16 protein-coding genes and 1 pseudogene are annotated in these 20,103 nt (G+C 36.4%); 7 read left to right on the top strand and 10 right to left on the bottom strand.

Annotation, left to right across the window (positions count from 1 at the left end):
- Positions 1-145: 145 nt before the first annotated feature.
- The 3 genes from DNJ77_RS05085 to hrpA form a co-directional block, all read right to left on the bottom strand.
- Entirely contained in the window at positions 146-988 is an 843-nt protein-coding gene (locus DNJ77_RS05085; protein ID WP_192877938.1) for a glycosyltransferase family 2 protein, read from the bottom strand.
- Entirely contained in the window at positions 978-1,739 is a 762-nt protein-coding gene (locus DNJ77_RS05080; protein WP_116963909.1) for a glycosyltransferase family 2 protein, read from the bottom strand. The genes DNJ77_RS05085 and DNJ77_RS05080 overlap by 11 nt, the downstream gene beginning before the upstream one ends.
- A gap of 180 nt (positions 1,740-1,919) precedes the next feature.
- Complete coding sequence (gene hrpA / locus DNJ77_RS05075) at positions 1,920-5,765, bottom strand: ATP-dependent RNA helicase HrpA (RefSeq protein ID WP_239986752.1); 3,846 nt, start codon at positions 5,763-5,765, stop codon at positions 1,920-1,922.
- A 226-nt stretch (positions 5,766-5,991) separates the two neighbouring features.
- Between hrpA and DNJ77_RS05070 the strand changes: the two genes are divergently transcribed.
- The 5 genes from DNJ77_RS05070 to DNJ77_RS05050 all read left to right on the top strand — a co-directional run bounded on the left by DNJ77_RS05070 (position 5,992) and on the right by DNJ77_RS05050 (position 12,356).
- Positions 5,992-6,819 (top strand): prepilin peptidase, encoded by an 828-nt coding sequence (locus tag DNJ77_RS05070; protein ID WP_192877937.1) that lies wholly within the window; start codon positions 5,992-5,994, stop codon positions 6,817-6,819.
- Positions 6,820-7,055: 236 nt separating this feature from the next.
- Positions 7,056-7,313 (top strand): hypothetical protein, encoded by a 258-nt coding sequence (locus DNJ77_RS05065; protein ID WP_116963906.1) that lies wholly within the window; start codon positions 7,056-7,058, stop codon positions 7,311-7,313.
- A 27-nt stretch (positions 7,314-7,340) separates the two neighbouring features.
- Positions 7,341-8,414 (top strand): MFS transporter, encoded by a 1,074-nt coding sequence (locus tag DNJ77_RS05060; RefSeq protein ID WP_116963905.1) that lies wholly within the window; start codon positions 7,341-7,343, stop codon positions 8,412-8,414.
- 4 nt (positions 8,415-8,418) lie between these two features.
- Positions 8,419-9,669, top strand: a complete 1,251-nt coding sequence (locus DNJ77_RS05055; protein WP_116963904.1) for an ATP-grasp domain-containing protein — start codon at positions 8,419-8,421, stop codon at positions 9,667-9,669.
- Between the two features lie 134 nt (positions 9,670-9,803).
- On the top strand, positions 9,804-12,356 hold the full coding sequence (locus DNJ77_RS05050) for a [protein-PII] uridylyltransferase family protein (RefSeq protein ID WP_116963903.1): 2,553 nt from the start codon (positions 9,804-9,806) through the stop codon (positions 12,354-12,356).
- Positions 12,357-12,382: 26 nt separating this feature from the next.
- Here DNJ77_RS05050 and clpA read toward each other — a convergent pair whose 3' ends face one another.
- The 6 genes from clpA to DNJ77_RS05020 all read right to left on the bottom strand — a co-directional run bounded on the left by clpA (position 12,383) and on the right by DNJ77_RS05020 (position 17,796).
- The gene (clpA, locus tag DNJ77_RS05045; protein ID WP_116963902.1) at positions 12,383-14,611 is read right to left on the bottom strand and encodes an ATP-dependent Clp protease ATP-binding subunit ClpA; all 2,229 of its coding nucleotides are present in this window, start codon (positions 14,609-14,611) and stop codon (positions 12,383-12,385) included.
- A 204-nt stretch (positions 14,612-14,815) separates the two neighbouring features.
- On the bottom strand, positions 14,816-15,139 hold the full coding sequence (locus DNJ77_RS05040) for an ATP-dependent Clp protease adaptor ClpS (protein ID WP_204723365.1): 324 nt from the start codon (positions 15,137-15,139) through the stop codon (positions 14,816-14,818).
- Positions 15,140-15,352: 213 nt separating this feature from the next.
- Positions 15,353-16,288, bottom strand: coding sequence for an oxygen-dependent coproporphyrinogen oxidase (gene hemF, locus DNJ77_RS05035; protein ID WP_116963901.1), 936 nt, complete (start codon positions 16,286-16,288; stop codon positions 15,353-15,355).
- A complete protein-coding gene (locus tag DNJ77_RS05030) occupies positions 16,282-16,923 on the bottom strand; it encodes an alpha/beta hydrolase (protein WP_116963900.1) in 642 nt (213 codons plus the stop codon). Before DNJ77_RS05030 ends, hemF begins: the two co-directional genes overlap by 7 nt.
- Before the next feature lie 236 nt (positions 16,924-17,159).
- Positions 17,160-17,597, bottom strand: a complete 438-nt coding sequence (locus DNJ77_RS05025; RefSeq protein WP_116963899.1) for an EVE domain-containing protein — start codon at positions 17,595-17,597, stop codon at positions 17,160-17,162.
- On the bottom strand, positions 17,590-17,796 hold the full coding sequence (locus tag DNJ77_RS05020; protein ID WP_116963898.1) for a MarR family winged helix-turn-helix transcriptional regulator: 207 nt from the start codon (positions 17,794-17,796) through the stop codon (positions 17,590-17,592). Before DNJ77_RS05020 ends, DNJ77_RS05025 begins: the two co-directional genes overlap by 8 nt.
- Before the next feature lie 385 nt (positions 17,797-18,181).
- Here DNJ77_RS05020 and DNJ77_RS10095 point away from each other — a divergent pair.
- Positions 18,182-18,336, top strand: a pseudogene (locus tag DNJ77_RS10095) (IS5/IS1182 family transposase); the annotation flags it as partial.
- A gap of 93 nt (positions 18,337-18,429) precedes the next feature.
- On the top strand, positions 18,430-18,981 hold the full coding sequence (locus tag DNJ77_RS05015) for a GNAT family N-acetyltransferase (protein ID WP_116963897.1): 552 nt from the start codon (positions 18,430-18,432) through the stop codon (positions 18,979-18,981).
- 209 nt (positions 18,982-19,190) lie between these two features.
- On the opposite strand, the gene DNJ77_RS05005 is transcribed toward DNJ77_RS05015, so the two are convergent.
- Entirely contained in the window at positions 19,191-20,039 is an 849-nt protein-coding gene (locus tag DNJ77_RS05005) for an AraC family transcriptional regulator (RefSeq protein ID WP_116963896.1), read from the bottom strand.
- Positions 20,040-20,103: the final 64 nt, after the last annotated feature.

Genomic DNA, 20,103 nt, shown 5'->3' with positions numbered 1-20,103 from the left:
AACACCAATAGCAACTTTTACTGATGGGAAAACGCACTGGCAAGAGAAGGTTGAATTGCTCAACCATATCTGACAAAAATCGCGTTTGAAAAATAGGCAACTGTCAGGTCAAGTCTAAACTTATACACTTTAATAACAAAAATATTTACCTGTTTTCTTCCTGTAAAAGGCTTTGTTTTGCTTTCGTCCTTTGACTATTTTTAATTTCATTTAGTAGCTTGAGATTATTAGGTTCTTGCGAGCGATCTGCCTCTTTATGCCAAAGATGTAATACCGTTGTTGCAAAATAGCCTGATTTGCGTTTGACTCCCTTATTAATAAGGCGAATCATTAAGTCGGAATCTTCATAGCCCCATCCTGATATTTTTTCTTCAAAACCACTAACATCGAGTAAGTTTTGATGCCAAAAGGCCATATTACAACCTTTAGCTTTCTTCCATGCAGTTATATTTTTATAACGAAAACGACTGTTTAAGTTGAATGTAAATAAAGTATGCCAACGATTGATACGTTTACGCAATCGTTGTATCAACCAAAAGCTAAGCCATTTTGGTGAAATGTCTTGTTGTTCAACCAATAACCGTTGACTGTATGGCTGACTAAGTAAAACGCGATTTCCAGCAACGTAATATCCTTGTTGTGCAAGGATGCGATGATTGGAAACAAAGTTAGGTCGGGCAATACAATCACCATCTAGAAATATAATATACGCTCCTTTTGCATTTTTGATACCTAAATTTCGCGCCCTCGAAAGACGAAACCCTTCATCTTCCTGCCATAAATGCTTAAGTGGGAACTTAGCTGTTGGTTTAAACGCATCAATCATTTTTTCTGTGTCTTCTGTTGAACCATCATCAACAATAATAACTTCAAAATTTCGATCGGTTTGATTATTTAAAGCGAGTAAAACAAGCCTTAGAGCAGCTGGCCAGTTATAAGTTGAAACAATAACAGAAATAAGGTCTTGATAAGTTGTATTATTTTTCATTTTGTTGTTTCTCCCATAGCTTGACATATTTAAAATATGAACCATAGGCAGAAAGCTTGGCAATTAAATAGCCGCGTGAACCATCTAAAAAACCTAAACGTAGAATAAAACTTCTAACAAACGTCCAATGCTTGTGAAGGGAAGCCTTGAAGAGAGAAGTTGATTTGCCTTTTTGTAATAATAAAGTTGAAGTGGCGTCACTATAGCTATTGAGTTTGCTAAGCGAGTCACTGATGCTGCCTTGTGAGTAATGCAGTAAAGTACCACTAATCAGCTGAGGTTTATTTTGAGTAATAAGTCGTTCATGGACAATATCACTTGAATATTGCGCACACTCACGTTTAAAAAGACGAGTAATGATATCACGTCCCCAATCTCCATACTTTATCCATTGACCGCAAAATTGAGATAAGCGTTTAAATTTATAAGCTTCATGTTGATTATTTTTTATTACTTGCAAAATAGAACGTTTTAATTCATCAGAAACCAACTCATCAGCATCAAGTGCAAGTAGCCATCTACTAGTGGCGTATGAAATGGCTTTATTTTTTTGCAATCCAAAGCCAAGCCACTCTTGGTGATATACTTTAGCACCATAACCTTTTGCGATTTCAATTGTTTTATCCGTGCTACCAGAATCAACGACGATGATCTCATTTGCCCATTTGACGGAATCTAGACAACGACTAATGTTTTTTTCTTCATTTTTAGTAATAATGACCACGCCAAGAGTATTGTTCTGCTTAGACATATATTAAGATTTCTATTTGGATGTAATGGTGATGAATAATAACATAAGTAAGAAAAATTTCGCACGTTAAATCAATGAAGCTTTAATCTTACGAATTGAATCAAATTAAAGCTTCTGTCGAGCAAAAAAACATTTGGCTAAAAAATGATGTGGGGAAATCTAGTGGAGAAGAGTATATTTTTAAAGCATCTGAATTCTTTTTTTTAACCTTGTGGTGGATACTGTTTCTATAGTTTTAGTCTCTTGGGCATACCAAGAAAGCCATAACTCTAACATCAGCCAATGCAAATCTTGAGCATCAACAAGGTGTGATTGCCCCTTTTGTTGAATTTTTTGGTTAAGTAAAAATTTCAACTCCTCCTGTTCAATTTGATATTGCCTATCTTGCTGGGAGATTCTTGGTGCTTTTTCTAAGCGATTTTCCAAGGCTTGTAGATAGTAACAAATGCGCTTTAACCACTTATGAGGTGTTTGTAAAATAAAGCCCTTATATACGAGTTGAGATAAAATACTTTGCACATCTTGATACAGGGGTAACAAATCAAAAGGAAGGTTTTTACGATTAACCACTTTATATAGCTTTTGGTATTTTAACATTAAGCTATGTACATCATCGCACAGGCTTTCTATCGTTGTTACAAGATTGGCTCTACCTAAGTTGAACATGTGCTCAAATGCAACTTTAGTTCGAATAGGAGGTGAATCATCAATATTAAAGCTTATATCATAAGCTTTCGCGATGAGCTCATCTTGCCAGTTTGTTTCCTTAATCAAACTAAACAACAAATTGAGATTTTTCTTATGACCAATACATTCAATAAGTGTGCGGTTGATATGTGAACATGCTAGCATTAAAAGCTTTCTGGTTGCTTCTTTGATGGATTTTTCGGCTTCAAACAAGGTTGTTTTATAACCCAAAACCACACCTTCTTCTTTTGCTTCAATACAGGGGTAAACACTGATGTTAATACCATGTTGTTTGACATCACGCAGAATTGGCAAATCATCAAACTCCCAAGATTGATAGCAGACCTGATCTGTTTTTTTCGCTATTTGGATAGTTGATCTTTCCACATCTTTAAGCTTAGTGCGAATTTGTGTTAAGTCACGCCCGGTGGCAAGAACCTTTCTATTTTCGTCTACTACTTCATAACGCATGTTTAAATGTGGCTCAATTTCAGATTGTTGCCATACACTTCTAGTAAATGATATCCCGGTAATACGAATAAGCTGGGACACCAGTACATCGTAAAAATTTTGCTTATAATCGATATCAATTGCGTCAAAAACCGCTTTGGCATAGTGTGGAACAGGGACGCATGCCTTACGAATATTTTTGGGTAATGCACGAAGCAAGGCAACTATTTTATTTTCCAATAGCCCAGGTACTAACCAGTCACAAGCTTGTGCATCAATTTGATCTAAAAGTACAAGTGGAACGATCATCGTGACCCCATCATCCTCAGCACTTGGATCAAAATGATAACGTAAAGGCAGCTTAAATTTGCCAAAATCAAAATAATCAGGATAGCTTATATGTGTAATATCTTCTGCTTCATGTTGCATTAGGGCGACTTTTTCAAACATCAGTGCTTGCTGTTCTTGGGCAGACAATGACTTATACCATTTTTCAAATACAACACCATTATTGACATGCTCTGGAATAAGTTTCTCATAGTAGCTATAAAGGGTATGTTCATCCACTACGATGTCTCTTTTGCGTGCTTTATGTTCAAGATCTTCTACTTCATTAAGCAGTGCCAGGTTTTGATTAAAGAATGCCGCTTGAGTATTAAATTCACCATACACTAGCGCATGTCGAATAAATAACTCGCGTGAGATAATAGGATCAACCTCTCCATATTGTACCTTGCGATTATTAACGATATCCAAGCCATATAAGCTTATCCTTAAATTTGCCATAACAGCTTTGTGCTTTTGACTCCAATAGGGCGCGCTATAATGTTTTTTCGTTAAATGTTCAGCAATTGATTCAAGCCATAAGGGATCAATTTTGGCAACTGTGCGTGCATAAAGTTTAGTCGTTTCAGTTATTTCAGCAGCACATATCCATTTTGGTGTACGTTTAAATTGAGATGAACCGGGGAAAATATGAAACTTAAGCCCTCTGGCACCTAAATATTCTTTTAATTCATAATTAAAACCAATATGTCCTAAAAGACCAGAAATAATTGCTTGATGGATGTAGGCATAATTGGATTCTACCTCACTTATCGTCCATTTAAATGTCTCTGTTAACATCAGTAATTGAAAATAAACCTCACGCCATTCTCGCATGCGTAAAGGCGACAAGAAGTTAAATTTGCAATATTCATGGGTTAGCCGATGAGATAAATCTTTTGTCTCATTGTGATAGCGTTGCCATAGACTCACAATAGTCAGAAAGTCAGAGTCCTGATGATGATCTTGTTTATGTACTTCATCTGCTTTTTGTTGAAATTGCAGTGGGCGTTCACGTGGATCTTGAATACTTAAGAAACTCACGATAACCAGAATTTCACGTAGTACATTCAATTTGGCGCCACTAACGAGCATCTTAGCTAAACGTGGATCAAGTGGGAATTTCGCAATTTGTTTACCAATAGGCGTAATTTGAACATGATGTTTTTTGCTATGTTCAACAATTGCTCCAATTTCATGCAGCAAGCGGTAACCATCTTTAATAAATTGACGATCAGGTTTATCAATAAATGGAAACTTTTCTATGTTACCTAATTTTAGGGTTTCCATCTGTAGGATAACAGAAGCAAGGTTAGTTCGTACAATTTCTGGGTCAGTAAACGGGGCTCTAGATAGAAAATCCTCTTCAGAGTAAAGCCGAATACAGATCCCTTCAGTTACTCGTCCACAACGACCAGTGCGTTGATTGGCACTAGCTTGTGAAATCGGTTCAATTGGTAGGCGTTGCACTTTAGTGCGATAACTATAACGACTCATACGCACATCCCCTGTGTCGATCACATAACGAATACCCGGAACGGTTAAAGATGTTTCTGCTACGTTTGTCGATAAAATAATTCTACGCCCAACGCCACTTGGATTAAAAATTTTATCTTGCTCGGCATTCGATAACCTGGCATATAAAGGTAATATTTCGGTATGACGCAGTTGAGCTTTCCTTAGCGTTTCTGCTGCATCATGAATCTCGCGCTCAGTGGCTAAAAATACAAGAATATCTCCAGGTTTTTCGTGGTTTAAACTTTGTACGGCTGTTAAAATATGCTCAGCTTGCGAGAAGTCATTATTAAACTCCAATGGATCTTGATAGCGAATCTCAACTGGATAAGTCCGCCCAGAAACTTCAATAATAGGTGCATTAAAGTGTTTGGAAAAACGCTCTTGATCAATGGTTGCCGAAGTAATAATAAGTTTTAAATCAGGTCGTTTATTCAAAATTTGATAAATGTGTCCAAGTAAAAAATCAATATTTAAACTGCGTTCATGGGCTTCATCAATAATAATAACTTCATATTGTGACAGATATTTATCATTTTGAATTTCGGCTAATAAAACTCCGTCAGTCATCACCTTAATAAAAGTATTTTCATTGGTTTGATCACTAAAACGAATTTTAAAACCAATACCTTCCCCAATAGTCATCTGAGTTTCATCACTTAAGCGTTTGGCAAGTGAGCGTGCAGCAAGCCGCCTTGGCTGAGTGTGCCCAATTAAACCTTTTGCTCCAAGTCCTAAATCTAAGCATATTTTAGGCAGTTGGGTTGATTTGCCTGAACCCGTTTCACCCGCAACTATCACAACTTGATGATCGTTAATGATCTTTTTAATTTCAGTCACACGCTGACTAACGGGCAAATCTGGGTAGTTTATTTTGGGTATGCGTGCCATACGTGCTTGTACTTTTTGTGCTGAATACTTCACTTCATTAATAAGCTTTGACCATGTATCACCCTCATAATTTACGTCATTACGTTTGGATAAATGATTAAAAGATGTAATGAGTTTACTGCGATCTTTTGTTTGGACGTTCGTAAGTAACTTAGACAATGAAAAAGGTTGCATGCGCCTGATTTTTATTATTTGACTTAAGCTCAGATCATAACACGTTTTAGTTGCTATGAAAAACTTATACAGATAAATGAAAAGTCTGGTTTTTACTAAAAAATTATCGTATATCATAACAAAAAATAGTTCATATTCTTTATTTTCGAGTACACTTAAGCAAAACAAACTGGATTAGAAAATCATGGACTTTTTGGCAAACTCCCCGATCATGCTTATAATAATTACGATAGTTGCTATTTGTATTGGTAGTTTTTTAAATGTGGTTATTTTGCGTTTACCTAAGGTGCTTGATGAACAATACCATCAGGAAGCATCGCAAGTTTTGGGGATCAAAGTACCAAACGCTGAAAATCACCCAACAGAAAACCTAAATCGACGCTCAGCTTGTCCACATTGCCATACACCATTAAAAGCGTGGCATAACATCCCGATTTTAAGTTTTATTTTTTTACGTGGTAAATGTCGCTTTTGCCATTATAAAATATCTTTCACCTATCCAACTATAGAAATATTAAGTGGCGCTTTAGTATTCTTCATTATGTGGCATTTTGGTATAAATGCCTTTAGTTTATTGCTTTCAATATTATGTTTTTTTCTAATTGTGCTTACTGTAATTGACCTTAAACACTTTATATTACCTGATGTTTTAACTTTACCTTTACTGTGGATTGGATTATTAGCAAATAGTTTTTATGTATTTACAACTCCTGTTTTTTCATTGTGGGGTGCGGCTATTGGTTATGGGACATTGTGGTTTACATTTTGGATTTTTAAAATTATCACGCAAAAAGAAGGTCTAGGTTACGGTGACTTTAAATTAATGGCAGCCTTAGGGGCTTGGTTTGGCTTTCAAAGCTTATTGTTTATTGTTTTGGTGAGTGCTGTTTTAGGTATTTTGTTTGCGCTTTTATTGAGTCTTATCAAGCGCAAAAAACATTTTTTAATTCCATTTGGACCATCAATTGCTTTGACGGGTGTGCTTTACCCTGTTGTTGGTCATGAATTAACATATGCATATTTTTCTTCGTGTACGTAAATTGTTTTTATCACATTTGCTTGAGTTTTTTTGAGTGTAAAATGAATATTGTTATTTGATATGATTAAAAATAATTAGATACATAAAATTCAAAATTTTTACAAAATTCCTTGACTATAGATACAGTTTCTTTTAGCTTTTAAAGCGCATCATATCAATTATTCTTATATATATGTTTATTCGATAGGAGGCAATTAAAAGTGCTTAAGACCAGTAATTTATGAGGTTGTACAACTATGGAAAATAAAATTATTTTATTAAGTGAAGAAAGAACTATCCTTAAACAATCACTAGAGGGTTTAAGCTATGATCCATCAGGAAACTGTAACTATATTCAACAATTGAGAAAAACAGCGTATCAAAATTTTCCAGACCGATTATTAGATATATTTGCTAATCAAAAATCGATTGATCGCGCAAGTCCATATTTTGTTTTTGATCATCTTCCCACAGATGAAATTATCGCTGCACCATTTGGGGTATGCGAAGACTAGGCAAAGAAAATCATAGAGTATTTAATCATGCATGCTGTGCGTAAAATGGTTAATTGTTTGTTAGGGTTACCTAAACAGATATACCTATTATTAACATTGATTTTTTTCAATGCAATGATCCAATTAGTCACTATTGTGGGAACGCTTTACTTTCATGATTATGGCTACAGCACAGACAGCATTGGTATCATGATTTCGTGCTTTGGCATAGGCTCGGTTATTGGAGGGTACTTGGGAGGCATATGTTCGGACATATTTTCAGCTAAATCTATCATTATCATCTCCTTACTTGGTAATGTAATATCGCTTATATTACTCCCATTTCAGTCTCATATACTTGGTTTTTGCTTTATTCTGTTTGCCATTGGTTTTTTTAATAGTGGTTTTCGTCCTTCATCTATCATAGCACTTTTAGAGTATAAACATGTTATCAAGGAAATGTCCTTGCTTTCGTACAGGCGAGTAGCTTTAAATATTGGTTACTCATTGGGCTTTCCTCCGTGTAAAGCACCAAAAGCATCAAATGGTTCTGTTCAGACTCAAAAACATAGCGGATTGTTTGCTTTCGTATTTCTAAATCTGCTGTTGCTCGTGATGATGATAATTTTTAATCAAAATCAAACAACCTATCCAATTTTTTTAAGCAGTCATGGGCTATTTTCTGCTGCGGATGTTTCACTGATATTTGCGTTTAGCGGGATAATAATTGTCGTATGCCAAATTCCAGTAGGTCATTTTTTTGACAAAAAAACGTTATCTACAACTTGCTTTGTAGGTGCTTTGTTATTATCTTTTGGAATCGGCTTGACGCTTTTGATTAGCAATATATACATCGCGTTACTGCTGTGTGTATTATGGACATTTGGTGAAATGATATTATTTCCTGCGCTGTTGCCTTACATGTTAAGGTCCAGCCCATACAAGAAAGGAAATACCATTGGCATTTATCAGTTAAGCTTTTCTGCAGCAGGGTTTGTTGCTCCACTTGTAGGCACAAAACTATACGTTATTTCCCCATCATTACTATGGAGCCTATGCTTGACAGTTGGCTGCCTATGCGCGTTTTGTTTTATTTTGTTAAACTCTATAAAAGGATACTGAAAAGATGAGAAAATTAGCTGTTTTTTTCAATACTTATACAAAATTACAGTCATATGAACTTGATGAAATCAATAGGAAGCTAGACCTTGATTATGTTTTTGTGGTTTCAATAAATGAATTGGCGTTGACACGAAATCGTTTTGCACATGAGAATATAAAAATTCTATCCAGCAAAAATATTGCTTCGGAATATCTAAATTATAGTGATATTGAGTTTGAGTTAGAAAACATACTAAAACAATATAATCGCAATGATGTTAGGTTTGTGTGCTTATCAGAAGACTATTTATTACCAGTAGCTCAGTTAAGAGCAAAGTATGGTGTCCAAGGTTTAAAGCCAGAGGAGGCTGAATTATTTAGAAATAAAGTTAAGATGAAACAGAAGCTTGATGAGCATCATGTTAGAGTGCCAAGATTCTTTCAGGCATCAGATTTAATCGACAATAGTGATATAGAAAAAAGCTATCAGCGCATCACTAGCATGGTTGGGGATATTTTTGTCATCAAACCACTAGCGGATTTTGGGTCAAATGGAGTTAGTGTAATACATAGTAAAGAGCAGTTTTTTGAAGCATTAAGCTTAATTCAAAATCTTACACACTACGAAGTTGAAGAATATATATCTGGGACATTGTATCATATTGATAGCATTTACAAGAATGGCGAAGCTGTGTTCCAAGTATGTTGCCAATACAGTGTGCCGAACTGTCAGTTTAGAGATGGGAAAGCGCTTTTGAGTTTGCCGCTTCCTGAGGATTCAAAAGAATTTGCCTTGGGGAAATCACTGTCCGATACCGTTATGAAAGTATTTTCATACTCAGATGGCGCAGCGCATTTAGAATTTTTTATCACTCAGGCGGGCGAAGTTGTCTTTTTGGAGGTTGCAGCCAGGACACCAGGTGCCATTATTGTACCTATGTATAAAGAGGCATTTGGTGTTAATTTATTAAATTTGGAGTTATTAACAAACTTTACTGATATGGATTATGCACAAGAGGTAAAACATTATTGTTTTAGCGGGATTCTACCTTATCAAAAAGGGCGTGTGACGAAATTAAATGTCCCTTCCCATGTAGCTGAGCATAAGATTGATCATTTAGTAAAAGTTGGTGATCTGCTTCCGACCTCACGAAACCTAAGAGATATTGCAGCAAAAGTTATCGTTAAATCAGATACATTTACATCACTTAAACATAAATTTGATAATATGTGTGAGTTTTTGGCTGTAGAAACTGAAGAAGTGACGGAAATTTAGAGTAGCTAAGAATGTAAGTATATTTACTAATCTATAAGTGCTATAATATTGAACCTATGAAAATCTTTAGTTCAAGGTTGCTATTTAACGTGTTACATTTATGGTACATATCGACCATAAGTGCCTAAAGCAAAATGTTAAAACAAGCATGTCAAGCCATTATTGATGATGTCAGTCAACAGTTTTTAAAGAAAAAGCACTCGATTTATAAAACCTTACTGCTTTACAATAAAAGCATTGATAAGCTTATCCTTCAGTATTATCCAAATTTGACAGCCATCGCCGTTATTGCCATTGGTGGTTATGGTCGCCAAGATAGAGCGCTTTTTTCGGATTTGGATTTATTATTTTTGGCAAAAAGTGATGAAGCATTAAACGATTTAAAGCTTATTAACTTTATTCAAGAACTCCATGATTTGCCACTTAAGATTGGCTATTCAACACATACATTGATAAGTTTATTTAAATATGTGCAAAATGATTTGAATTTATTGACAGCAATTTTAGATGCACGTTTTCTATGTGGAGACTTTGATTTATTTCAACAATTTAAACAGCAAGTGGATCTTAAAGAAAATTTACCAGCTGCTCCTGATTTCATCACTAAAAAATATCAAGAACAATGGGCACGTGATGATAAATACCCAATCAATCAGCAACCAGATATAAAAAATACAATTGGTAATTTACGTTATTTACAAAGTATTCACTGGATATTGCTTTATACCCATCCAATGGCAACCTTGCGCTACTTTGTTGAGCAAAACTATATTACTCAAGATGAGCTAAATGCACTAACAAAAGCACATCGATTGCTTTCAGCAATCCGTTTTTATTTGCATATTCTCTATCAGCGTGAGCAAAACACGCTTTTACTTGATAAACAACTCCTGGTTGCGCACTTTTTCGGCTTTAAACATAAAAAAACCAACAAAGCTATTGAGCAGTTTATGCAGCATTATTACAACAGCATTCGTCACGTTAAGCTGATCAATCGTATTATTTTTGGTGAATTGATTGCGCAATATGCTAAGAATAACGATACACAGCTAAATGAGCAATTTCGGATTGATAACGGCATTTTAAAACACAGAAGCATAAACTATCCTGAAAGAGAAGTTGAGTTAATCGAACCTTTTAGCTATTTTTGTCAGTATCCACAGATTAAAGCATTGGATGGAAATATTCTACGTAACAACATGCGCCTTATTAAAGCTATGGATAAGCGTAATTTCGTTACTCATCAAGCATTACAAATGCAGTTTTTACATTTGTTTAATCAACAGCATAATCTAAAAAGTGCATTGAGTATCATGATGGATATTGGTTTAATAGAAAAAATCATCCCTGAATTTGCGCGCAGCAAAGGGCAAATGCAGTTTGATTTATATCACCAATATACAGTTGACCGTCATACGATAGAAGTGATTAATAACCTTTATCGGATGCACTCTGACGCTTATCAGTTAAGCTTTCCTTTAGCATATAAGCTTATGGCTTGTCATCCTGAACCAAAATTATTATATATCTCTGCTTTATTTCATGATATTGGCAAGGGAAGTGGCGTTGATCACTCTAAATTTGGTGCACGTTTAATTCAAAAATATGGACATTTATGGCAGCTTAAACAAGATGAAATGCACCTTGTCACTTGGCTTGTTAAACATCATCTGGCTTTTTCACGTGCAATTAAAAAAACAGATATTTTTGATGCCGAAGTTATTCGTCAATTTGCATTATTTTGTCAGAGCCAATATTATTTGGACAGCCTATTTTTATTAACGATTGCTGATATTCAGGGCACTAATCGCAATCTATGGACAAATTGGCAGCAAACCATGTTTATTAATTTTTACCAAAACATTTGTCATCAATTTGGTCAATTGGTGAAGCTTACGGTTAAAGAACAGGTTAAACAAATACAGTTAAAGTTACTGAGTTTGTTAGGTGAAAACGAACAAATCTATATTAAGGAAGTATGGCAAGCGTTACCTGCTCGCTATTTTACTGAACAGTCTACTGCTGCTTTAACATGGCAAAGTAATATCATAACTCAGGAGATAGATAATTGTGCTGATCAAATCGTGAAGTTTTTTTGCCAGTTTAATGAAAAATTACAGCAATCTATGCTATTAATTCTAGCACCAATAAGTTCACTTGACTTATCTTCTATTTGTTATGTCTTATACAAGGAAAATATTAATATTACAGATGCAAGCTTTTTCCAATTACCAAATAAGATTATGCTTTACCAGTTTACGTTGACAGATCTAAATCACGTACCATTAAAGGAACCAACGACACTGCAATGGTTAAAACAGCATCTTGATTGTGCCTTAATCGTTAACAAAGTAAGCTATCATCCTAATCATGGTCAAGCATTGGCAACAAGCACGTTAAAGCGCATCAAAAATAAAGTACAAATCTTAAGTCCAAAGCATAAGACATATTCGCAAATCATCGTGAAATGCGCTGATCGTCCTGGTTTGTTAGCAGCACTTTGCTATTTTTTAGAAACGCATCACCTTTATATTATTCGTGCACGCATTCACACCGCGGCCCATAGAGTTGAGGATACATTTTATGTGACTGATCAAGCGTATAAACAAATTACAAGTCAAGGCAAAAAGCAACTATTAGTGCATAGATTCTTAAAGTATTTAAGTTCATTTAGTGTTAAGCGTTGAAAAGGTGTTGAGGTAAACCACTAAAATTAACTATAAGTAAACGCAAGTTTATTCTTTTTGACTGTAAGCTCTGCACGTCCTCCAGAAGCGAGTTTACCAAATAAAATTTCCTCAGCAAGTGGTTTTTTAATCGTTTCTTGAATTAAACGTGCCATAGGTCGAGCGCCCATTTTTTCATCGTAACCATGTTCTGCTAACCACTCTTTGGCTTGTTCATCAACTTCAAGTGAAACGCCTCTGTGATCAAGTTGACCTTGTAACTGAGCAAGAAATTTATCAACGACAGACTTAACATCTTCTTTTGATAGTGGCGCAAATTGGATAATAGCATCTAATCGATTTCTAAATTCAGGTGTAAATATCCGTTTTAACGTCTCCATACTATCAGGTGCATTATCTTGTTTAGCAAAACCAATTGAATTTTTTTGAGATTCAAATGCTCCTGCGTTGGTTGTCATGACCAAGATAATATTCCTAAAGTCTGCCTTGCGTCCATTATTGTCTGTCAGTGTACCATGATCCATGACTTGTAGTAGCAGGTTATAAATATCAGGGTGTGCCTTTTCGATTTCATCTAACAAAACAACTGCATAAGGATGCTTCATTACCGCTTCAGTCAATAATCCACCTTCTTCATAGCCAACATATCCAGGAGGTGAACCAATTAAGCGAGAAACTGTATGGCGTTCCATGTATTCAGACATATCAAAACGTAATAATTCAACACCAAGTAAGTTAGCAAGTTGTTGGGTGACTTCGGTTTTACCAACACCTGTAGGACCTGAAAACAAGAACGAGCCCCAAGGTTTGTTGGGATCACGCAACCCTGCCCGAGCAAGTTTAATTGTATCAACCATAGCTTCAATGGCTTGATCTTGACCATAAACTAGCATTTTCAAATCTTTTCCTAGCTTTGCCATCGCATTTTTATCCGAAGTGGAGACGGTTTTGGCAGGGATGCGTGCAAGTCGTGCGATCATGTTTTCAACGTCCGTGACATTGATGAGTTTTTTCTTTTTGGTATGACCATTGGTACGTTGATAAGCGCCTAGTTCATCAATGACATCAATGGCTTTATCAGGTAAAAATCGTTCGGTAATATACTTTGCTGATAGTTCAGCTGCAGCTTGCAAAGCAGGTAGTGTATATTTGATGTTGTGGTGATCTTCAAAATAAGGCTTAAGCCCTTTTAAAATTTCATAGGTTTGCTCAATTGTTGGTTCTTCAACGTCGATTTTTTGGAAACGTCTGGCAAGCGCATGATCCTTTTCAAAAATCGTACGATATTCCTGATATGTGGTTGAACCGATACATTTTAAATCGCCTGAGGCAAGTGCTGGTTTAATAAGATTTGACGCATCCATAACTCCACCAGAAGCCGCTCCTGCACCGACAATTGTGTGAATTTCATCGATAAATAAAATTGCACCTTCTTCTTCTTGAAGTTGTTTTAGAACTTCTTTAAAGCGTTTTTCAAAGTCACCACGGTATTTTGTTCCGGCTAAAAGCGTACCCATGTCAAGTGAGTAAATCGTACCATTTGCAAGGACATCAGGCACTTGTTTATCAACAATTTTTTTAGCCAAGCCCTCGGCAATTGCAGTTTTACCCACTCCTGCTTCACCAACAAGAAGAGGGTTGTTTTTACGGCGGCGACATAAGACTTGAGTAACACGCTCAACTTCATAGTCTCGACCAATTAAGCGATCAATTTTACCTTCTTTAGCACGTTGATTAAGATTAACAGCATATAATTCAAGTGGCGTTTTTTCTCTTTGTTCATCAGTAGGGTTTACGATTGACTGTTGGGTTTGTTGATTGCTGTTACTATTAGAAACACCGTGTGAAAGATAGTTTACAACGTCAAGACGTGTAACATTTTGTTGTTTTAAAAAACTGACTGCTTGACTATCTTGCTCGCTAAATATTGCCACCAGTACATTAGAGCCGTTAACTTCCCCTCTACCTGAAGATTGGACATGAAAAACTGCACGTTGTAATACACGTTGAAAACCAAGCGTTGGTTGTGTATCTTTACCTTCTTCAGTAATTTTGGGTGTAGATTGCTGAATAAAAACGTCTAAAGAAGTTTTAAGTTCAGATAAGTTTGCACCACAAGCCCGGAGCACTTTTTTAGCATCAGCATTATCAATTAACGCACTTAACAAATGCTCCACCGTTAAGTATTCGTGTTGTAAGTCCCTTGCATGCTGAAATGCTTGATTTAATGTTTGTTCGAGTTCCTTACTTAGCATACTACACCTGTAATTATTTATGTTCCTTAATCTTTATATTTATAATAGACGAATTACAGGCACAAAAAAACTCGAATCTAAAAAAACGATAATGAATTATCAATCAAAGTAGAGGAAAATTTATTTTTAATCGTGATGGGATTTAATTCCGCGGGGTTTACGGACTGGTATAAATACGTTAAGTGCACAGAATTTAATTGATAACTAGGAGCGACTTGTAATTACCATAAGAGGATGACCTGCTTGTTTGGCAATACTTATTGCTTTGCATGCCATAGTTTCAGCCAAATCTTTGGGATATTTGCCACACAACGCCTTACCTTTAAAATGTGCTTCCATTGTCACACGCTCAGCATGTCTTGTTTCGAGTTTAAAAACGTTTTGAATCAAGTCAACTACGAATTCCATTGGCGTGAAATCATCGTTTAATACATAAACGTTCCGCATTAAGGCATCTTTTTGCTCAGTGGCAATTTTCTCTTGTATAGTTTGAGTGTATTGTGTTAATTCAAGGTCAAAATCTAACATCTAATACTCCTTGTGATTGACTTAACCAGTAAATATGGAAAAGTTTGGTTGTGAATGCAAGTTAAAACAAAAATAATTGCGTTTTAACCGCTGGCAAGTATTACAACAAAAGAAATGTAGAAAGGCAAGAAAATTTTGATTATTATGTATTCAATCTTAAAGGCTACAGGATAAATATTGAAAATGCGTTAAAGTCGTGTTTTTTTATTACTTTTATTGTTGCAGTGAAGCATTTTCGGCTAGCCAATCGCGAATTGGCAAGAAATCAGTATAGAGTTTTTCTTCCTCAGAGTGAGGCTTAGGATGATAATTGTAAACCCATTTGACAAGTGGTGGTAAGGACATAAGAATTGATTCAGTACGCCCTGCTGATTGCAAGCCAAAGTGTGTACCTCGATCAATGACAAGGTTAAATTCTGCGTAGCGCCCACGACGATACAGCTGAAAATCGCGTTGTTTTTCACTATACGGCGTATCTTTTCTACTAGCAAGAATCGGGGCATAGGCCTTGATATAGTGATTGCCAATCGATTGCATAAATTCAAAAGAGCGTTCAAATCCCCATTGATTTAAATAATCAAAAAACAAACCACCAATTCCGCGACATTCTTTGCGATGTGGCAAATAAAAATATTCGTCACATTGCTTTTTACATTGATAATAGACGTCCTTACCAAATGCTTGGCAAGCATTAAATGCCTCTGTGTGCCAGTGGACACAATCTTCTTTAAAGCCATAATAAGGAGTAAGGTCAAACCCCCCGCCAAACCACCATACAGGGTCACAACCTTCTTTTTCAGCAAAGAAAAAACGCACATTCATATGCGAAGTAGGTGCATAAGGATTCAGAGGATGAATAACAAGCGATACACCCATAGCTTGGAATGAATAACCTATAAGTTTAGGTTTCATGTTTAATATAGCTTTAGGTAGCTCACTACCTTCGATGTGCGAGAAATTAACGCCTCCTTTTTCAATAACATTGCTATTTTCCAATACGCGGGTGCACCCCCCTCCATTACCATTTGTATATTGCCAATTATCTTCGTGAAAGCTTTTGCCATCAATCTGTTGTAGAGTATTGCAAATTTGATTTTGAAGTGACAATAAATAGTTTTTAATTGCTTGAATATCAATTTCGTTTACCATTGTGAAACCCTTGGTTGATAATATCTTTCGATCTGTTTTCTAAGTTTAACAAGTTGACCATGAAAAAAGTGACCAACATTATTTAAACGTATTAAGGTTGCATCATGAGAAGTTTGGTTAATAAAAAATTTACAGACTTCATGATAACTGACCACTTCATCATCTATTCCTTGAACCAAGCACCATGCCATGCTTGGCTCAGGATAATTGGATAGGGGGAAGTTTACCACTGCTGGCGCAATGGTTAAAAGTGCTAAAACATCCGCTTCCCTTCGCATTGCAGCCTTGTAAGCAACAGCACCACCAAATGAAAAGCCAGCAAGTATAATTTTTTGGTTTGGTTTATTTTGATGAATATGGTCAATAATACTTAACGCATCCTCAAGTTCACCGTCGCCACCACCATAACTTCCTTGACTTTTTCCCACACCACGATAGTTAAAGCGTAATGCTTCAATCCCAAGGTTATTAAAAGCTTGTGAAATGGTTGTGATGACCTTGTTATTCATTGTGCCTTGGAACAATGGGTGAGGGTGACAAATCACGACACTTTTATCTCGACAAGTGAAATTTTTAGGTGTATCTAGAGTTGCTTCAAGCATCCCAGCTGAACCATGAATGAAGAAATGACTCATAAAATACGATATACCCACCATCGGTTTAAGATAATGGTATCTTAACAAAGCGAAGATTAAAGTGCTAACTTAAGCAGCAGATTGTAGAAGCTTTTTGATTTAGATCAATTAAACGAATATTTGATATTTTTTATTCATTAAAATCTATTCAATAATAAAAGTACGCATCCCGTAAACATCTGACGATTTATCCGTCTTTAAGATCAGATTTTATTAGCATGGCCGACCATCTTCATCTAATAATGGATAAACCCAATCATGCCATTAGCGATGATCTCAAATGACTCTAGGTCGATTTCTAAAAACCCATAGCGGAAAACGTAGCCCCACGAATTTTTATTTTTGATAAAGGGCAACAACGGCACAAGCGGTTTGATATCAATGTGCTTTGCCTCAAAATAATTGATATTACGCCTAAATGATTTGAATCCACCTCCCATATCTACTTGGTAGGGTTCATCATCAATGACCTCGCCAATTGCAGTAAATTTTTGATAGAGATCAGATCCTGCCATATTTATTTTAGACGAGTAATAAATTACGAAATCACCACGTGATAATCGTTTAACAGGAGCAGATTTGCTGTGACAAAATTGGCAAATATCAAGCTTAACGCCGTTTTCCACATGCTCTTTGCAAGCAGCACCAATCCAGAATTTTGTTGTCTTATTCATCTGTGGTATCTGCGATTAATTTCGCCAAAATTTGCACAAGGCTTTTTTGTTCCTTATGAGATGCTTTGCTAAAAAAAGTACTATCAATCCCTTCCACAATAGGCACTAACGTGCGCACCATCTCTTTCCCTTTTTCGGTGAACGAGACGCTCTTGGCGCGTGTATCGATTTCATGTTCTATGCGATTTACAAGCTCCATTTGAACAAGCTTTTAAGAGATTTTGATACAGTCATCTTGTCAAGCTTAGACCAGTTCACTATGAGGATCTGGTTCGTATCATATCCATGAGCTTCAAACCACATCAACGTCGCCATAATCACGAACTGAGCATGAGAAACATTGTATTCTTCAAGGGCTTTTTAAATTTGCCGCTGCCAGATCATAGTTGTTTGCCAAAGGAGAAACCCTGGACTGTCTTCCTTAGATGGCCTGCCCACTCAAGATTTCGTAGTTAGCACCGGCTATTTAAAAAGTATCCATTCCTGAATTACTTGCTATTGATCTTTTTAAATATTAGAGTTCCTTCCAAACCGTATTTAATCTAGCAAAATAGCTATTTAAAAATTAAAGGTGGATACGATCAATGAGATGGGAAACGATAAACAAGTTAGCAGCAGATGAGTTTCGTCGTTTAACTGGTGTAAAAAAGCCAACGTTTGAAGAGATGGTGAAAATATTACAAGCGGCGCGAGCAGAAAAAAACTAAGGGGTGGTAGAAAAAATAAGTTGAACATAGATGGGACTTCGAAGAAGCCTACACTTTCTTTGTAGAGAAAGTGATTAGCAAAATGCTCTAGGTGCAAAACTGAATATGAAATATAACGAGGCTATATGACAACCATTATTGAAACAGAAAGGCTTATTTTAAGAACCTGGAATAAAGAGGATGCAGATCCCTATTTTCAAATCAACCAAGATCCAAAGGTGATTGAGTTATTGCGTGGGCCACTAACAATGGAACAAGTTAATGACTTTATTCCAGCTGTGAACCAGCACCAAGATAAGCACGGTTATACATTATGGGCAGCCTGCTTAAAAGAAACTAGCGAATTAATGGGCTTTATCGGCCTTAACTACACTGTTTGGGAAGCATTATTTACCCCTGCAGTTGAAGTGGGTTGGCGATTAGGGTCCCAATTTTGGGGCAAAGGATATGCGACAGAAGGCGCCAAAGCTTCCTTGGAATACGGATTTAAGCAGTGCGGTCTAAAAGAAATCGTTTCTTTTACGGTTCCTGTAAATGTTAGGTCTTTAAGAGTTATGGAAAAAATAGGGTTAAAACGAGATGTAAATGGTGATTTTGCTCATCCAAAAATCCCGGCTGATCATAAACTTTCTCATCATCTCCTGTATAGATTAAGCGCTGCTGAGTATGCCAAATGAACACCTTCCAATCCAACATCATAAGCATACGGAGAAAAAGGCAAATCATGGCTAGATGAATTGCCACGTCAAAGATTGGCTTACGGCTTTGGATAAGGACTGGTCCATTCCTGATGGATATCTGCAAAAAGCAAAAACACTTCGTGATGCCATGCCATTTAATGAATAATTGAGGGACAAAATTGTCACCCAATCTTCGTATAACACATCTACTTAAGAAGCACCCAAATTTCGGTTAAAGATTCCGTTTCAGCTACCTCATAATCAAAATTGTAATAGCAAAATATGCAAGGCAAATCCCCCAGTTCTTCGCCGGACTGCGGTAACCAATCACGATAAATGCTGTAAATCGTGTCGCCGATATTATCGCGTGAGCCTTTATGCATGGTGACAGCATACCTTCCAGCAGGTAGAGTGCGTTCTGTCACCTGATCATTCAATTTAAAATCTTGTGGAACGCTAAGGGCTAAATCAAAGCGAAACTCTTCTGGTTTCACTTCTCTTGGATCGTGATAGCCAAAGCCAAAGGCTTCTCCTGCTTTAGGTTTTAGGTTAATGGGTTGTGCCTTTGCCCAAGTAATGAGCTTATCCAGCGTGTCGGAAAATCGCATGGGATCTCCATGATGCTCCATTACAGCAACTCTTTTGGCTGGCAATTCTTTAATCGTTATCGTCATAATTTTTTCACCTTTAATATGCATAGGTTGCGGTGGATTTTCGAAGCTTTCCCAATTGCGTTCACGCCTAAATTCGCTGGGACTTTGGCCGCAAATTTGTTTAAAAGCACGGGCGAATGATTCATGGGATTCGAATCCAGCTGACAGCGCAATGTTAATAATTGTTTCCTCTTTATGGACAATCAATTGATGAGCAGCCCGTTTTAGCCGCAGCCACTTGATATAGCCCATGAGAGGCAACCCAGTGTAGGCCGTAAACAACCGATGAAAATGATATTTTGAAAAACAAGCGATGCGGCAAAGCTCATCCAGCTCAAGCTCTTGATCAAGATGCTTGCCTATGAAATCAATCACTCTATCGACTCGTTCTTTATAACTCATAATATCCTAATGCTTCAGTTGTAACCGTCTACATGGATAAAAATACGACGTTTGTGTTTTTTAT

It is taken from the genome of Fastidiosibacter lacustris (assembly GCF_003428155.1).
In the GTDB taxonomy this organism is placed as follows: domain Bacteria; phylum Pseudomonadota; class Gammaproteobacteria; order Francisellales; family Francisellaceae; genus Caedibacter; species Caedibacter lacustris.
This window is presented reverse-complemented; position numbering and strand designations above follow the sequence as displayed.

Excerpts from the sequence above, each read along its gene's own strand:
- DNJ77_RS05070 (WP_192877937.1), top strand. The coding sequence starts at position 5,992 with ATGCTTATAATAATTACGATAGTTGCTATTTGTATTGGTAGTTTTTTA.
- DNJ77_RS05060 (WP_116963905.1), top strand. The coding sequence starts at position 7,341 with ATGCATGCTGTGCGTAAAATGGTTAATTGTTTGTTAGGGTTACCTAAA.
- DNJ77_RS05080 (WP_116963909.1), bottom strand. The coding sequence starts at position 1,739 with ATGTCTAAGCAGAACAATACTCTTGGCGTGGTCATTATTACTAAAAAT.
- DNJ77_RS05030 (WP_116963900.1), bottom strand. The coding sequence starts at position 16,923 with ATGAGTCATTTCTTCATTCATGGTTCAGCTGGGATGCTTGAAGCAACT.
- clpA (WP_116963902.1), bottom strand. The coding sequence starts at position 14,611 with ATGCTAAGTAAGGAACTCGAACAAACATTAAATCAAGCATTTCAGCAT.
- DNJ77_RS05085 (WP_192877938.1), bottom strand. The coding sequence starts at position 988 with ATGAAAAATAATACAACTTATCAAGACCTTATTTCTGTTATTGTTTCA.
- DNJ77_RS05055 (WP_116963904.1), top strand. The coding sequence starts at position 8,419 with ATGAGAAAATTAGCTGTTTTTTTCAATACTTATACAAAATTACAGTCA.
- hemF (WP_116963901.1), bottom strand. The coding sequence starts at position 16,288 with ATGGTAAACGAAATTGATATTCAAGCAATTAAAAACTATTTATTGTCA.
- DNJ77_RS05065 (WP_116963906.1), top strand. The coding sequence starts at position 7,056 with ATGGAAAATAAAATTATTTTATTAAGTGAAGAAAGAACTATCCTTAAA.
- DNJ77_RS05025 (WP_116963899.1), bottom strand. The coding sequence starts at position 17,597 with ATGAATAAGACAACAAAATTCTGGATTGGTGCTGCTTGCAAAGAGCAT.
- DNJ77_RS05015 (WP_116963897.1), top strand. The coding sequence starts at position 18,430 with ATGACAACCATTATTGAAACAGAAAGGCTTATTTTAAGAACCTGGAAT.
- DNJ77_RS05005 (WP_116963896.1), bottom strand. The coding sequence starts at position 20,039 with ATGAGTTATAAAGAACGAGTCGATAGAGTGATTGATTTCATAGGCAAG.
- DNJ77_RS05050 (WP_116963903.1), top strand. The coding sequence starts at position 9,804 with ATGTTAAAACAAGCATGTCAAGCCATTATTGATGATGTCAGTCAACAG.
- DNJ77_RS05020 (WP_116963898.1), bottom strand. The coding sequence starts at position 17,796 with ATGGAGCTTGTAAATCGCATAGAACATGAAATCGATACACGCGCCAAG.
- DNJ77_RS05040 (WP_204723365.1), bottom strand. The coding sequence starts at position 15,139 with ATGTTAGATTTTGACCTTGAATTAACACAATACACTCAAACTATACAA.